This is a genomic window from Streptomyces sp. NPDC097129, from assembly GCF_055668065.1.
Genome location: NZ_JBVOQE010000001.1, coordinates 1207408 through 1221380, shown reverse-complemented (window position 1 = coordinate 1221380; position 13973 = coordinate 1207408). Strand labels below are relative to the sequence as shown.

Genomic DNA, 13973 nt, shown 5'->3' with positions numbered 1-13973 from the left:
GTCAGTGGTGGGGCGTAGTGTTCTGAGTGCGGGTCGAAGGCAGGAATGTCTCCCGCACGGGGAAGCACACGGGGGAAGTATGAGCACGCACACCATCACCGCCAGGGGCCCGGACACCGCGTCCGGGCTGGCCCTGGATCTGCCGCCGCGGCTGCTGGACGAGGAGTTCGGCACCGGGCGGGTCGTCCGCTTCGAGGAGATCGACTTCCCGCGCGCCCTCACGCACGAGCCGACGCGCCGTTTCCTGCGCCAGGCCGGGCTGCCGGAGGAGACGCCGTGGTTCCGGCTGGACATGGACGTGCCGCTGGCCACGCTGGAGGAGTACGCCGCGCACGAACTGCGGCTCGCCACTGCCGCGCACGAGGTGCTGCCGCCGGGGGCGGCCCGCCTGATACGCCTCGGCGAGGCCGTCGACGGCACCAGCCTCACGGTCGACGGCGCGACGGGCACGGTCCTGTCCTGGCCCGGCCCCGGCACCGCCGCCCAGCCCCTGAACGCGGACGTCTCCAGCCTGGCGTTCCTGCTGTGGCTGGCCCACCGCCGCGAGCAGGGCACCCTCGACCACGCCGGCGCACCGGTGGCCTGGGGAATCCAGAGCCCCCGCGGTCCGCGGAACGGCACGCGCAAGGGCGGCGCCCTGACCGGGTGCCGCCCCGCGGCGTCCGCCTGATCAGGCGCCATCAAGCGCCGTCAGGCGCCGGAGGCCGTGGCGGAATCGAACCCGCGTAACTCGCTTTGCAGGTTTGTCCTGGTTGGTCAGGGCGTGATCCGGACACGTTTAGCGGCGTTCAGGCCCGTACGGATGCTGTGCTCGAAGGGGCGCGGTGAACGGCTCCGAACGACCGCCTACGGCGATGAACGAGACGGAAACTGAGACGGACTCCCACGTCTTGTCTCTTGTCAGCGATCGTTCAGCGCTGCCGGAGGAGGGCCGGCCCCACGGCGCCTTGCGCTAGGAGCTCTTCGGCCTGCACCTGGGGCACGGGGCCAGCCCCGTCTGCAGGGCCTCATACAGGGTGATCTCTTCCGGCCTGTTTGTCAGGTGGCAACTCCGGCTCACCGTCGCGTGGTAGACGGTGCCGCGTCCCTTCGGGCCACTGGGCGCATGCCGCCACTGTGAGGCGACCACCATCGTCTCCAGTTGCTCCAGTTGCCGCTGGACCTGCGCCAGTTCGGCGTGCAGTTCCTGCTGGCGTGCGCGCAGCCGTTCCTGAGCGGCGGTGGCGGATTCCATCTGGCTTTCGGATCCTCTCACGGCGTGCTGGGCGCTCTCGGTGCGCCCTGCCTGAACGTACACCGTGGAGCCGGCACCAACGGCCCTTTTGCGGTCATTCAGAGGACCCCATCGCCCGCGGCGTGCGGGGTCCCCTGAAGCTTCGCCGCAGCCTCGCCGCGGTGAGGGCTTGGCGCCTGCACGCGGAGGCGCTTCTAGCACCTGACGCGCCCCCTCGTGCCATTGTGACGAGCGCGAAGCTGGCGTGATCTGAGGCTTGGCCGAGTCCGGGCCGGGGGAGGCAGCCAGGAATCCTTGGAGAAGCCGGGGAGAGGGACACGGATGCCGAATCAGAGCGTGTACGGGAGCTACGCGGAGGGCAAGGCAGACACGGCGGCGAGCCGGACCGGCGACGAGTACCGAACCGACGCCATTGGGGAAGGCCTCGCTGCCATCGCCTACGCCCTGCTCGATGTCGCCGCCGCGATCCGTGAGAACACTGAGGCCCGGCAGCAGTAGCAACGGTTGCAGGGGCTCGCTCAGACGGCGTGCAGGAAGAGCAGCGGCGATCAGGCTGTGCAAGCACCACAGCGGCCACCCGCTTACGGGTCTCGTGAGAGGGCGGCCTCCAACACGCTCCAGCATCGGCCGGACGTCCGTGTGCAGGTACTGGATCAGCGCACGTCGGGCGTGGCCACCGCCGAATGCCATCGACCATGCTGAACGCGTCGGCAGTGGAGCGGATCATCTCCACGTCCACCGTGCCGATCGCGCGGTTACCCGCACGCGTCAGCTCCCCGTCCGGCGGGGCGACGATCCAGCGCAGGGAAGCCGTGTTCCAGACGGCCGAGTTCGGCTGTGCCCTGTCCAGTACCTCAGCCTCAGCAAGGTCGGCACGCCAGAGGTCCGCGACGGTCTTGGCCGTCGCCTCGGGCCTGTCCGCGAACTCAAGTCCGAGGTCAGGCTCAACGGAGGACACTGCCGCGTCGCCCATGCCGATGTCGTCGAGGGTGAGCCGGCGCCCAACCTTCTGCCTGGCGAGCGTCGTCCTGCCCGACAGCCGCGTCGTCACCGGCTACGCCATCGAGCTCGCCAAACCCGACCCGGTGGCCGCCAAGCCGCCCGTCTCGCGGCGCGGCCGTGAACATCGCCCTCGGGGGCGTCGGCTTCCTCGCCGTGTGCGGCGGTCCTGCTGACCGCCTTCATTAGCGCCCTCACCGCGCTGATCACGCAGCTCATCATCCTCGCCGCCGTCATCTTCGGCGGCTGGGTGGCCGCGCAGGTGTTCAGCACGAACGGCCACCGGGGCGGGACCACGGTCAACATCCGCAAGGCCACCTTCAAGCGCAACCACTTCCGCGGCTGACATCAGCCGTCACTACGACCGGCCCTCCGCCGGATGAGCGCGGCTATCCACTGGCCGCCGACCGAAGTCAGCGTCACCGTCAGCGCGAACGCCAGCGAGTCGTCCCACGACTTGCCCCGCACCCAATGCCAGAACACGGCTACAAGCCCGGTCACGGCAAGTGCGTAAACCAGCAACGCCAGCCGCCACGTCACCCGGTGCTGGCGCCACGACGGCGCTGCCTCATCACCTGATCGCTGACGCTCCGTCATTCCAACCAGCTACCCCTTGAGGGGAAGGACTCACGTGTTCGAAATCCGCGTCATCACCGACCCGGAAGCGATCCTCTCGCCCGCGTGGGCGCCGGCGTGGCGTGAGGCCGTCTGCGTCGGCTACCACCCCGGCGGGGCCGGCCTGACCGTGGTGGACCTCGACAACGCGGCGGCCGTCGAGTGGGCCCGCGAGACGTGCCCCCCACCCGGACCGTGTCGACCACACGTGGTCAGCACTGGATCTGCCAGGGCGCCATGACCTCACACAATGCCGTCCGGCCCGGTGTGGACGTCAAGTCGCTGATGTCCTACGCCCGGTGGCTGGGTCCCGGCAGCGGCACCATGACGGATCTGCCGCCGGTCGTCCGGGCCCTTGCGGTGAAGGAAGAGACCACCCACGCGCGCGGCGAGGTGGTCTCTTCTCTCCCCACCCCCGCCGCCTGGGACCCGGACGGTTGCCACCGGGTGCCGGCACACCGAGCGCTACGTCCGCACGGGCCTGGAACGCGGCCTCGCCAAGGTACGCAGGCGCATCGAATCGGGCGCCGTATCACAAGCGTTCGGGGTGACCCGGTTCCTCGCGGCTCAGCACGCGGACTGCCCTGGTTCGTGCGGACTGGAAGCCATCGGGGCGGAGATCGTCGCCGCCGCCGTCTCAGTCGGAGTCCCCGAGGCGCACGCGCGCCGCGCGGTCGCCAACGGCCTTGAGACAGCCTCGGAGTGAGCGGCATGAAAAGCATCCCGTGATCCCGCGAACGGCCCGCAGGGCGCCGTACGGGCCACGCCACGGACGGCCGTGGGTGAACCGAAGAGTGTCGTCCGTAAGGGCGTCCTTTCTGCTGTCGTTCTGACCCGCAGTCGGTCACCATCACCGGCATTCAGCCGGGCCTGCAAGTCCGCTTCGCGACACCGCCCGTTGTCGATTGGCTTGAAGTGTTCCGGCTTGCGCTCGTAGCGGCGATGGAGGCGTCGGCAGCCCGACAGCCAGGACCTGGTCCGCTCAACGACCCAGCGGTGCCGGCCCAGGCGTTGGGATGACTCAACGCCACGGACGGCAGGAAGGGGCGGCACCCATCCTGGGGTGCCGCCCCCTCCTTTGCCTGGTCAGGCGCCGGAGGCCGTGGCGGGAATCGAACCCGCGTAACTCGCTTTGCAGGCGAGTCCCTGAACCACTCGGGCACACGGCCGGGTCGGGGTGGGGTCCTGCGGACTCCGTTCCGAACTCGGTGCGTTGACCGTACGGCTGGGCGGGAGCAGGGCTCAAGGGAATCCCGGGCCGTGCAACGCGACTGCCACACGCCGTTCATGAAGGGAGGCCTCGACAGGGGTCCAACTCCGTTACGGGCCTTACCCTGGCGACCATGAGCGCCCTCGAACCGCGCGACGACGCCGTCGCACACGACCAGGCCGCCGACGGGGCGGGCGCGGGAACGCCCGCCGTGCGCGAGACCGTGCTGAGCCGGTCCTACCGGGCCCTCAGCATCGGGATCGTCTCCGTCATCGTGCTGATCGCCTTCGAGGCGACCGCCGTCGGTACGGCGATGCCGGTCGCGGCCCGCGAGCTGCACGGGCTGTCGCTGTACGCGTTCGCCTTCTCCGGGTACTTCACGACGAGTCTGTTCGGCATGGTGCTCTCCGGGCAGTGGTCCGACCGGCGCGGCCCGCTGGGTGCGCTCACCTGCGGGATCGCCGCGTTCGGCGCCGGGCTGCTGCTGTCGGGGACGGCGGGCGCGATGTGGCTGTTCATCGCCGGGCGGGCCGTGCAGGGACTCGGTGGCGGGCTGGTGATCGTCGCGCTGTACGTGGTCGTGGGCCGGGCCTATCCGGAGCCGCTGCGGCCGGCGATCATGGCGGCGTTCGCGGCGGGCTGGGTCGTACCGTCCGTCGTCGGCCCGCTGGCCGCCGGGGCGGTGACGGAACACCTCGGCTGGCGCTGGGTGTTCACCGGCATCCCGGTACTCGTCGTCGTCCCGCTGGCCCTCGCGCTGCCGCAGATACGGCGGCGGGCGTCCGGCCCGGTGCACGGCGGCGGCTCCCCGGGACGCGGAAGCACCGGACGCGCGGCCTCCGCCGGCCGCCGCCGCCTCCGGCTCGCGCTCGGCATCTCCGTCGGCGCCGGGCTGCTCCAGTACGCCGCGCAGGACCTGCGCCCGCTGTCGCTGCTGCCCGGCATCGCGGGGGCCGCGCTCCTCGTGCCGGCGGTGCTGGGGCTGCTGCCGCGCGGCACGTACCGGGCGGCACGCGGACTGCCGTCGGTCGTGCTGCTGCGCGGGCTCGCGGCCGGGTCCTTCATCGCCGCCGAGTCGTTCGTGCCGCTGATGCTGGTCACCCAGCGCGGCCTCGCACCGACCCTCGCCGGGCTGTCGCTCGCGGCGGGCGGGGCGACCTGGGCGCTGGGCTCGTGGGTGCAGTCCCGGCCCGGCGTGGAGCCGTACCGGGAGCGGCTGATGACCCTCGGCATGGTGCTGGTCGCCGCGGCGATCACCACCGCGCCGAGCGTGCTGATCGACGCGGTGCCGGCGTGGACGGTCGCCGTCGCCTGGGGATTCGGCTGCTTCGGGATGGGCCTGGTGATCTCCTCCACCAGTGTCCTGCTGCTCCAGCTCTCCGCCCCGGAGGAGGCCGGCGCCCACTCCGCCGCGCTGCAGATCTCCGACGGCCTGTCCAACGCCCTGCTGCTCGCCGCCGGGGGAGCGGCCTTCGCCACCCTGGGCGGCGGCGCGGTGAGCCACACGGCGTCACAGGCGTCCGGCACGGGGACGCATCCGGCCGCCTTCGCCGCCGTCTTCCTGCCGATGGCGGCCGTGGCGCTGGTGGGCGTCTGGGTGACGACGCGCTTGCGGGAGCGGTGAGGCGTCGACGGCACCCGACCGCCGCCGAGGGCTCCGCGTCCGCCGCCACCCCGCATCTCACCGCCGCCGAGGGCGGCGCCGCGGCCGCCGTCGCCCGGCATCTCACCGTCGCCGAGGTCGCCGCGCTCGCCGCGACCGCGTTCGGCGGGCGGCCCCCCGAGGCGCGGGAGGCCGGGCTGTTCGGGTCCGCGGTGCACCGGCCGCGCGCCCGGATGTTCGGCACGCCCGCCTGCGACGACCTCTGGGAGCGGGCCGCCGCACTCCTGCACGCGCTCGCCACCAACCACCCCCTCGTCGACGGCAACAAGCGCACCGCGTGGCTCGTCGCGGCCACCTTCCTCGCCGTCAACGGCGTCGATCTCGCCGGCTGCGCCCAGGACACGGCGTACGACCTGGTCATCGACGTGGCCTCCGGCAAGGAGAGCGACGTGAGGGTGATCGCGGGGCGGCTGAGGGCGCTGTGACGTGAGTCCCACCCGGGGGCGAGCCGGGCTTGTCCGCGCGTGGTGCGTGGTGCGGCGCCGGTAGGGTGGCCCGGTTGTCATACGTAGCCGAGCCGCCACGACCTTGATCCCGGAGACCGTGACTACCACCGCCAGCTCCCCCTCGTCACACTCGCACCATCTGTCGCCCGCGTTTCCCGGCCGCGCCCCTTGGGGCACCGCCAGCAAACTGCGTGCCTGGCAGCAGGGGGCGATGGAGAAGTACATCCAGGAGCAGCCACGTGACTTCCTGGCGGTCGCGACCCCCGGCGCAGGCAAGACGACCTTCGCCCTGACGCTGGCGTCCTGGCTGCTGCACCACCACGTCGTGCAGCAGGTGACCGTGGTCGCGCCGACCGAGCACCTGAAGAAGCAGTGGGCCGAGGCCGCCGCCCGGATAGGGATCAGGCTCGACCCCGAGTACAGCGCCGGGCCGCTGAGCCGCGAGTACGACGGCGTCGCCGTGACGTACGCGGGCGTCGGCGTGCGGCCCATGCTGCACCGCAACCGCTCCGAGCAGCGCAAGACCCTCGTCATCCTCGACGAGATCCACCACGCCGGTGACTCCAAGTCGTGGGGCGAGGCCTGCCTGGAGGCGTTCGAGCCGGCGACGCGGCGCTTGGCGCTGACCGGTACGCCGTTCCGCTCCGACACCAACCCGATCCCCTTCGTGACGTACGAGGAAGGGACGGACGGCATCCGCCGCTCGGCCGCCGACTACACCTACGGCTACGGCTCCGCCCTGTCCGACGGCGTCGTCCGGCCGGTCATCTTCCTCTCCTACAGCGGCAACATGCGCTGGCGCACCAAGGCCGGCGACGAGATCGAGGCCCGGCTCGGCGAGCCGATGACCAAGGACGCCATCAGCCAGGCGTGGCGCACCGCGCTGGACCCGCGCGGCGAGTGGATGCCGTCCGTGCTGCGCGCCGCCGACCAGCGGCTCACCGAGGTCCGCAAGGCCATCCCGGACGCCGGCGCCCTCGTCATCGCCACCGACCAGGACTCCGCCCGCGCCTACGCCAAGCTCATCCGGGAGATCACCGGCCACAAGGCGACCCTGGTGCTGTCCGACGACACCGGCGCGTCGAAGCGGATCGACGACTTCAGCGCGAGCGACGACCGATGGATGGTCGCCGTCCGCATGGTGTCCGAGGGCGTCGACGTGCCGCGTCTCGCGGTCGGCGTGTACGCCACGACGATCTCCACGCCGCTGTTCTTCGCCCAGGCCGTCGGCCGTTTCGTGCGGTCCAGGCGGCGCGGCGAGACCGCGTCCGTGTTCCTGCCGACCGTGCCCGACCTGCTCTCCTTCGCCAACGAGATGGAGCGCGAGCGCGACCACGTCCTCGACAAGCCGAAGAAGGACGGCGAGGAGGACCCCTACGCCGAGGAGGACAAGCTCCTCCAGGAGGCGGAGCGGCAGCAGGACGAGGACACCGGCGACCAGGACATGCTGCCCTTCGAGGCGCTGGAGTCCGACGCCGTCTTCGACCGGGTGATGTACAACGGCGCCGAGTTCGGCATGCAGGCCCACCCCGGCAGCGAGGAGGAGCAGGACTACCTCGGCATCCCCGGCCTGCTGGAGCCCGACCAGGTGCAGATGCTGCTGCAGAAGCGGCAGGCCAAGCAGATCGCGCACAGCAAGAAGAAGCCGGCCGAGGAGGCCGACCTGCTGGAGATGCCCGCCGAGCGGCGGCCGGTCGTCACGCACAAGGAGCTGATGGAGCTGCGCCGCCAGCTCAACACCATGGTCGGCGCGTACGTCCACCAGAGCGGCAAGCCGCACGGCGTCATCCACACCGAGCTGCGCCGGGCGTGCGGCGGCCCGCCGAGCGCGGAGGCGACGGCCGGACAGCTGCGGCAGCGCATCGCCAAGGTGCAGGAGTGGGCCACGCGCATGAAGTGACGCTCCACGAGGGGTGTGCGGGCGCGAGCGTGCGCTGTACGTATCCGGACAAACACAGATGGTTCGTCTCGGCCATTGCCCGGATTGTGGACGGAGCCTTCCGCTGAGCGAACCTGCTTCGCTACTGTCCCGCTACGCACACGCCCCGTGGCAGAACCGCCGCGGAGCGCAGCCGTGAAGCGACTGGGTCCGGAATGACCCGGACCGTCACCGATCGGCGGCCTTCGTTGCGCGTCACCGACGGGACTCGGTGGCGCATCCGTCCCTGTGGAGGCCCGCCGACCTCACCACTTGGAGGAGTGGGCGTCGTGACCGCGGAGACCTCTCAGACGCTCGACCGGGGACTGCGGGTCCTCAAGCTGCTGGCCGACACGGACCACGGGCTGACCGTCACCGAGCTTTCCCTCAAACTGGGCGTGAACCGGACCGTTGTGTACCGGTTGCTCGCCACGCTGGAGCAGCACGCTCTCGTACGGCGTGATCTGGGCGGCAGGGCCCGGGTCGGGCTGGGCGTGCTGCGGCTCGGCCGCCAGGTGCATCCACTGGTCCGCGAGGCGGCGCTGCCGGCGCTGCGGTCGCTGGCGGAGGACATAGGGGCGACCGCGCATCTGACGCTCGTGGACGGGACCGAGGCGCTGGCCGTCGCGGTCGTCGAGCCGTCGTGGACGGACTACCACGTGGCCTACCGGGCGGGGTTCCGGCATCCGCTGGACCGTGGTGCCGCCGGGAGGGCGATACTCGCGGCCCGGGCCAATCCGCTGGCGGACCCCGGGTACACGCTGACGCACGGCGAGCTGGAGGCCGGCGCGAGCGGGGCCGCCGCGCCGCTGCTCGGGGTGACCGGGGTCGAGGGCAGCGTCGGCGTGGTGATGCTCGCGGACGCCGTACCGGAACGGGTGGGGGCGCGTGTCGTCGACGCGGCCCGCGAGGTGGCGGAGGCGCTGCGCTGACCTGGCGGCGACCGGCGACCGGCGACCGGCGACGGGCGGACAGGGGCCCGGGACGGGGCCGGGGCTTAACGGCGACCGCGGCCGGGGCTTAACGGCGACCGCGGCGGGGCGGGACCGGGGCCTCACCGCGTCCACGGCGGGCGGGACCGGGGCTCAACGACGACCGCGGCGGGCGGGACCGGGGCCTCACGGCGTCCGGGGCGGGCAGTGACGGCGGCCCCGGTCGGACGCTGACCGGCGGCGGATGGGGGAACGGGCTCACGTTAGATTGGCTCCGTGCTCTCTCGCCTCACACGCCTTCAGGCCCTCGCCGTCTGCGCGCTGCCCGTCGTGGCGCTGCTCGCCACGGCGGCGTTCGCGCCGCTGCCGTTCTCGGTGGCGCAGCCGGGGTCGACGGCGAACGTCCTCGGCGACCACAAGGGCACGCCGGTCATCACGATCACCGGGGCGCCGACCCGCAGGACGAGCGGCCAGCTGCGGATGACGACCATCGAGGCGACCGGGCCCGACGCGCACATCTCGCTCGGCGACGTCATCGACGGCTGGTTCGCCACCGACCGGGCGATCATGCCGCGCGACGCGGTGTACCCGAGCGGGAACAGCGTCAAGGAGATCGAGCGGCACAACATCGCGCAGATGGACGAGTCGCAGGACGCGGCGGCCAAGGCCGCGCTGGGCTATCTCCACCTCAGCGACAAGAAGGTCAAGGTCGATCTGAAGCTGGCCGACATCGGCGGGCCCAGCGCCGGACTGTTCTTCGCCCTCGGCGTCGTCGACAAGCTCGACGGCGACGGCAGCGGCGGCGACCTCACCGGTGGGCGCACCATCGCCGGCACCGGCACCATCGACGCCGACGGCACGGTCGGCCCGGTGGGTGGCGTGGGCCTGAAGACGCAGGCCGCCCGTCGCGACGGGGCGACCGTCTTCCTCGTACCGAAGGCGGAGTGCTCCGACGCCAAGGGCGAGCTCCCCAAGGGCCTGCGGCTGGTCCCGGTCACCACCCTGAAGAACGCGGTGGACGCGCTGGCCGCGTTGGAGAAGGGCCACGGCACGGTCCCGAGCTGCTAGGCGGCGCCGGGGGTCGCGAGGCGCAGGCCCACCTCGACGAGGGTCCAGCCGAGACGGCTGCGCAGCTCGGGGCGCGGCGGACGGGGCACGGAGGCGAGGCCGTGCGCTGTGGCCTCGGCCCGCAGGTCGGTGGCGCGGGCGTGGTGCAGGGCGAGGTGGATGTCGTGATGCATCGGGTTCCTTTCACGCCGGGGGCGGGGTGGGGAAGAGGTGGGTGTGGATACGGACGGTCTCCGCGCCCGGAGTGCCTTGCGGCGTCTCGTCGTAACTGGTGACGAGGGCGTGCATCTTCTCGATGAGCTCGGCCGCACGCTCCGGAGTGAGCCGTAGCTTGAAGTCGCTCATGTCGCTTGCGCTGTCCCACGCGGCGGGCCAGGCGTCGGGGTTGCCGAGCCAGGTCGCGACCTCCTGGGTGTGCACGTTGGCGACCTCGTACCGGTACACGGCGGCGGCGCCGCGCACCTCCGGGTCGGGGTCCCTGAGCAGCGCGCTGTCGAACTCCAGGCCCTGGTTCACCGCGCGCCACCACCGTTCCCGGCCTTTGCCGAGTTCGCGCGCGTCCTCGACGAATCCGTGCGCGGCGAGCTGGCGCAGGTGATAGCTGGTGGCGCCGCTGGACTCGCCGAGCCGGTCCGCCAGTTGTGAGGCGGTGGCGGGCCCGTTCCGGCGCAAGGCCACGAGCAGCTGCATCCGCAGGGGATGAGCGAGCCCGCGCAGTGAACGGGCGTCGAGCAGCCGGGGGTTCGTCTGGTCGGACATGTTCCAAAGGTAGCGTTGCAAAGATCTCTTTGCAACGGCTTCTTTGTAACTCGCTCTGCCTCAACGCCCCCGATCCCGCCCCTAGTTCACCAACCCCTCCTTCTTCATCCAGTCCAGTGCCACCTGGTGCGGGTCCTCACCGTCCACGTCCACCTTCGCGTTCAGCTCCTGCGCGACCTTGTTGTCCAGCCGGGCCGTCAGGGGGGCCAGCACCTGGGCGATCGCGGGCCATTTCCGGTAGGTCTTCGTGTTGATCACCGGAGCCGCGTTGTAGTTGGGGAAGAACTTCTTGTCGTCCGCCATCACCACGAGGTTCATCGAGCGGATCCGCCCGTCCGTGGTGAACACCTCGCCGAACGTGCAACTGCCCTTCGCCGTCTGGGTGTAGATGATCCCGGTGTCCATCTGCGTGACGTTCTTCGCCGGGATGTGCATGCCGTACTTCTTCTCCATGCCCGGCAGCCCGTCCGCCCGGTTGGCGAACTCGCCCTCCACGCACAGGGTCACCGCGCCCGGCTCCTTCCTCGCCAGCGCCGCCACGTCCGACAGGGTCCTCGTGCCGTACTTCTTGAACGCGGCCTGGTTCATGGCCAGCGCGTAGGTGTTGTTCAGCCGCGACGGCGGCAGCCAGGTCAGCCCCTGCTTGACGTCGGCGTCCTTCACCGCCTGCCACTGCTGCTGCGGGTCGGGGATGGGCGTGCTGTTGCCCTGGTACGTGATCCACGCGGTGCCCGTGTACTCGTACATGGCGTCCGCGTCGCCGTTCTTCAGCGCTTCCCGGCCGCCGATGGAACCCTGGATGCCGGTGCGGTCCAGCACGTGCGCGCCGGCCGCCTGCAACGCGATGCCCATCATCGCGCCGTGGATGAGGCTCTCCGTGAACGACTTCGACGTGACGGTGAGATCCGCCCCCTTCAGCGGCTCGCCCTTGCCGATCAGACCGGGACGCACGTCGTCCGACATGGGGGAGCCGCTGGTCAGCCCGCAGCCGGCCGATGCCAGCAGCGCGCACGTCACCAGGGCGCGGAGGCGTCGTCTCACGTCCCCACCTCCAGCCCGCGCGGCTTCAGCAGGACTTCCGCCAGGGACGCCAGCCAGTCCACCAGCAACGCCAGCGCGACGGTGAGGACGGAGCCCAGCACCAGCACCGGCATCCGCTGGTTGGTGATGCCCGTCGTGATGAGTACCCCCAGGCCGCCGCCCCCGCCGAACGCGGCCAGCGTCGCCGTGCCGACGTTCAGTACGAGCGCCGTGCGCACCCCGGCCAGGATCAGCGGCACCGCGAGCGGCAGTTCCACCCGCCGCAGCACCCCGAACGGGGACATCCCGATGCCGCGGGCCGCCTCCAGCAGCGTCGGGTCGTTGGCGCGCAGACCGGCGATCGTGTTGGACAGCACCGGCAGGATCGCGTAGGCGATGATGCCGATCAGGGCGGCCCGGCGGCCGATGCCGAGCCAGATCACGAGCAGCGCGAGCAGACCGATCGCCGGCGTGGCCTGACCCATGTTGGCGAACGCCATCGCCACCGGGGTGGCCCGGCGGAACAACCGGCGCGTCAGCAGCACGCCCAGCGGGATCGCGATGATCAGCACGAAGAACGTGGAGATCACCGTCAGCTGCACGTGCTGCCACAGCGCCTTGGAGACCTGGCCGCCGGACAGGGCGTTCTTCGAGATCGGGTCCAGGTCCGCCTGCTGGAACCACAGCCAGGTCGCCAGCAGCACGGCGATGAGCGTCAGGGGCAGAAAGGTCAGCTTCTGCCAGGTCACCCGCCGCCGCGCGACGGGCCGGACCGCGGGCGGCGGCTCCTCCTCGTCGGCCCGGTCGTCCCTCAGCTCCCCGGTGTCGCTCATGCCTTGCGTCCCCCGGGCTCGCCCTCCTGCTCCGCGTGCGTCTGCGCCGAGCGCGCCTCCGCCAGCTCGTGCTGGTGCTCCATCGCCTCCAGCCGGTCGGCCTCCAGCAGCTCGTGCACGGAGTTCATCAGCGTCTCCATGTCGACGACGCCGGTGTACGCCCCGTGCCGCCCGGTCACCGCGACCCGCCCGGCGCTGTCGGTGAGCACCGCCTCCAGCGCGTCGCGCAGGGTCGCGTCCCGGGTCACCGTGTCGTGCACCAGCGTGCCCGCCCGCGCAAGCGAACCCCGGGCCCGCATCAGGTCGCCGCGCCTGAGCCACTTGTAGGGGCGCCGGCGCCGGTCCAGCAGCAGGATCTCGTTGGTGCCGGCGGCCCGCAGCAGCCCGAAGATCTGCTGCAGCGGGGTGTCCACGGTGACCGTCGGATAGTCGGTGATCTCCACGTCCCGTACGCGGGTGAGGTTCAGCCGCTTCAGGGCCGCCCCGGCGCCGACGAACCCGGAGACGAAGTCGTCGGCGGGGTTGGTCAGGATGGCCTCCGGGGTGTCGAACTGGGCGATGTGCGAGCGCTCGCGCAGCACCGCGATGCGGTCGCCCAGCTTGATGGCCTCGTCGAAGTCGTGGGTGACGAAGACGATCGTCTTGTGCAGCTCGCGCTGCAGGCGGATCAGCTCGTCCTGGAGATGGTCGCGGGTGATCGGGTCGACCGCGCCGAACGGCTCGTCCATCAGCAGCACCGGCGGATCGGCGGCCAGCGCCCGGGCCACGCCGACGCGCTGCTGCTGCCCGCCGGAGAGCTGGCGCGGGTAGCGGCCGTGGAACTCGCCGGGGTCGAGCCCGACCAGGTCCAGCAGCTCCTCCACCCGGGCGCGGATGCGGGACTTGGACCAGCCGACCATCTTCGGCACCAGCGCGATGTTCTGGGCGACGGTCATGTGCGGGAAGAGCCCGGCCGACTGGATGGCGTAGCCGACCTTGCGGCGCAGCTTCACCGGGTCCATGTCGGTGACGTCCTCGCCGCCGATGCGGATGCGCCCGCCGGTCGGCTCGATCAGCCGGTTGATCATCTTCAGCGTGGTGGACTTCCCGCAGCCGGACGGGCCGACGAGGATCACGGTCTCGCCGGCCTTGATCTCCATGCTGACGTTGTCGACGGCCGGGTGGGGGTTGCCCGGGTAGCGCTTGGTCAGGTTCTCCAGCTCGATGGCCGCCCCGGCGACGGACGCGGCCGGTGCGGCGGGCGCGCCGGACGGGCCGGACACGCCGGGCATGTCGG

14 protein-coding genes, 1 tRNA gene and 3 pseudogenes are annotated in these 13973 nt (G+C 71.6%); 9 read left to right on the top strand and 9 right to left on the bottom strand.

Going from position 1 to position 13973, the window contains the following annotated elements; all coding sequences use genetic code 11:
- Positions 1-79 precede the first annotated feature (79 nt).
- Positions 80-670 carry an SUKH-4 family immunity protein gene (locus AC0B9F_RS05530; RefSeq protein ID WP_471998901.1) on the top strand — a complete coding sequence of 197 codons (591 nt, stop codon included), beginning with the start codon at positions 80-82 and terminating at the stop codon, positions 668-670.
- A gap of 282 nt (positions 671-952) precedes the next feature.
- Here AC0B9F_RS05530 and AC0B9F_RS05525 read toward each other — a convergent pair whose 3' ends face one another.
- Positions 953-1234, bottom strand: coding sequence for a hypothetical protein (locus tag AC0B9F_RS05525; RefSeq protein ID WP_471998900.1), 282 nt, complete (start codon positions 1232-1234; stop codon positions 953-955).
- A 321-nt stretch (positions 1235-1555) separates the two neighbouring features.
- On the opposite strand from AC0B9F_RS05525, the gene AC0B9F_RS05520 reads away from it, so the two are divergent.
- Entirely contained in the window at positions 1556-1732 is a 177-nt protein-coding gene (locus tag AC0B9F_RS05520; protein WP_471998899.1) for a hypothetical protein, read from the top strand.
- Positions 1733-2205: 473 nt separating this feature from the next.
- A pseudogene (locus AC0B9F_RS05515) lies at positions 2206-2579 on the top strand (hypothetical protein).
- A 2-nt stretch (positions 2580-2581) separates the two neighbouring features.
- Here the strand turns inward: AC0B9F_RS05515 and AC0B9F_RS05510 are convergent.
- Complete coding sequence (locus AC0B9F_RS05510; protein ID WP_471998898.1) at positions 2582-2830, bottom strand: hypothetical protein; 249 nt, start codon at positions 2828-2830, stop codon at positions 2582-2584.
- 55 nt (positions 2831-2885) lie between these two features.
- On the opposite strand from AC0B9F_RS05510, the pseudogene AC0B9F_RS05505 reads away from it, so the two are divergent.
- Positions 2886-3554: pseudogene (locus tag AC0B9F_RS05505) on the top strand (bifunctional DNA primase/polymerase); the annotation flags it as partial.
- Positions 3555-3766: 212 nt separating this feature from the next.
- On the opposite strand, the pseudogene AC0B9F_RS05500 reads toward AC0B9F_RS05505, so the two are convergent.
- Positions 3767-3889 (bottom strand): annotated as a pseudogene (locus AC0B9F_RS05500) (IS5/IS1182 family transposase); the annotation flags it as partial.
- A gap of 56 nt (positions 3890-3945) precedes the next feature.
- A tRNA-Cys gene (locus AC0B9F_RS05495) sits at positions 3946-4017 on the bottom strand.
- 174 nt (positions 4018-4191) lie between these two features.
- On the opposite strand from AC0B9F_RS05495, the gene AC0B9F_RS05490 reads away from it, so the two are divergent.
- The 5 genes from AC0B9F_RS05490 (at position 4192) to AC0B9F_RS05470 (ending at position 10085) form a co-directional block, all read left to right on the top strand.
- A complete protein-coding gene (locus AC0B9F_RS05490; protein ID WP_471998897.1) occupies positions 4192-5682 on the top strand; it encodes an MFS transporter in 1491 nt (496 codons plus the stop codon).
- Positions 5679-6146, top strand: coding sequence for a type II toxin-antitoxin system death-on-curing family toxin (locus tag AC0B9F_RS05485; RefSeq protein ID WP_471998896.1), 468 nt, complete (start codon positions 5679-5681; stop codon positions 6144-6146). The genes AC0B9F_RS05490 and AC0B9F_RS05485 overlap by 4 nt, the downstream gene beginning before the upstream one ends.
- Positions 6147-6264: 118 nt before the next feature.
- On the top strand, positions 6265-8067 hold the full coding sequence (locus AC0B9F_RS05480; RefSeq protein WP_471998895.1) for a DEAD/DEAH box helicase: 1803 nt from the start codon (positions 6265-6267) through the stop codon (positions 8065-8067).
- Between the two features lie 308 nt (positions 8068-8375).
- Positions 8376-9017, top strand: a complete 642-nt coding sequence (locus tag AC0B9F_RS05475; protein WP_471998894.1) for an IclR family transcriptional regulator — start codon at positions 8376-8378, stop codon at positions 9015-9017.
- Between the two features lie 276 nt (positions 9018-9293).
- Positions 9294-10085: a S16 family serine protease gene (locus tag AC0B9F_RS05470; RefSeq protein WP_471998893.1), complete on the top strand. Its 792-nt coding sequence runs from the start codon at positions 9294-9296 to the stop codon at positions 10083-10085.
- Here AC0B9F_RS05470 and AC0B9F_RS05465 read toward each other — a convergent pair.
- From AC0B9F_RS05465 to AC0B9F_RS05445, 5 genes are all read right to left on the bottom strand, one after another.
- Positions 10082-10258 (bottom strand): hypothetical protein, encoded by a 177-nt coding sequence (locus AC0B9F_RS05465; RefSeq protein WP_471998892.1) that lies wholly within the window; start codon positions 10256-10258, stop codon positions 10082-10084. The genes AC0B9F_RS05470 and AC0B9F_RS05465 overlap by 4 nt on opposite strands.
- 10 nt (positions 10259-10268) lie before the next feature.
- On the bottom strand, positions 10269-10844 hold the full coding sequence (locus AC0B9F_RS05460; RefSeq protein WP_471998891.1) for an ArsR/SmtB family transcription factor: 576 nt from the start codon (positions 10842-10844) through the stop codon (positions 10269-10271).
- An 81-nt stretch (positions 10845-10925) separates the two neighbouring features.
- On the bottom strand, positions 10926-11807 hold the full coding sequence (locus AC0B9F_RS05455) for a glycine betaine ABC transporter substrate-binding protein (protein WP_471999013.1): 882 nt from the start codon (positions 11805-11807) through the stop codon (positions 10926-10928).
- A 74-nt stretch (positions 11808-11881) separates the two neighbouring features.
- On the bottom strand, positions 11882-12697 hold the full coding sequence (locus AC0B9F_RS05450; protein ID WP_471998890.1) for an ABC transporter permease: 816 nt from the start codon (positions 12695-12697) through the stop codon (positions 11882-11884).
- On the bottom strand, positions 12694-13968 hold the full coding sequence (locus AC0B9F_RS05445; protein WP_471999012.1) for a betaine/proline/choline family ABC transporter ATP-binding protein: 1275 nt from the start codon (positions 13966-13968) through the stop codon (positions 12694-12696). Before AC0B9F_RS05445 ends, AC0B9F_RS05450 begins: the two co-directional genes overlap by 4 nt.
- Positions 13969-13973 lie beyond the last annotated feature (5 nt).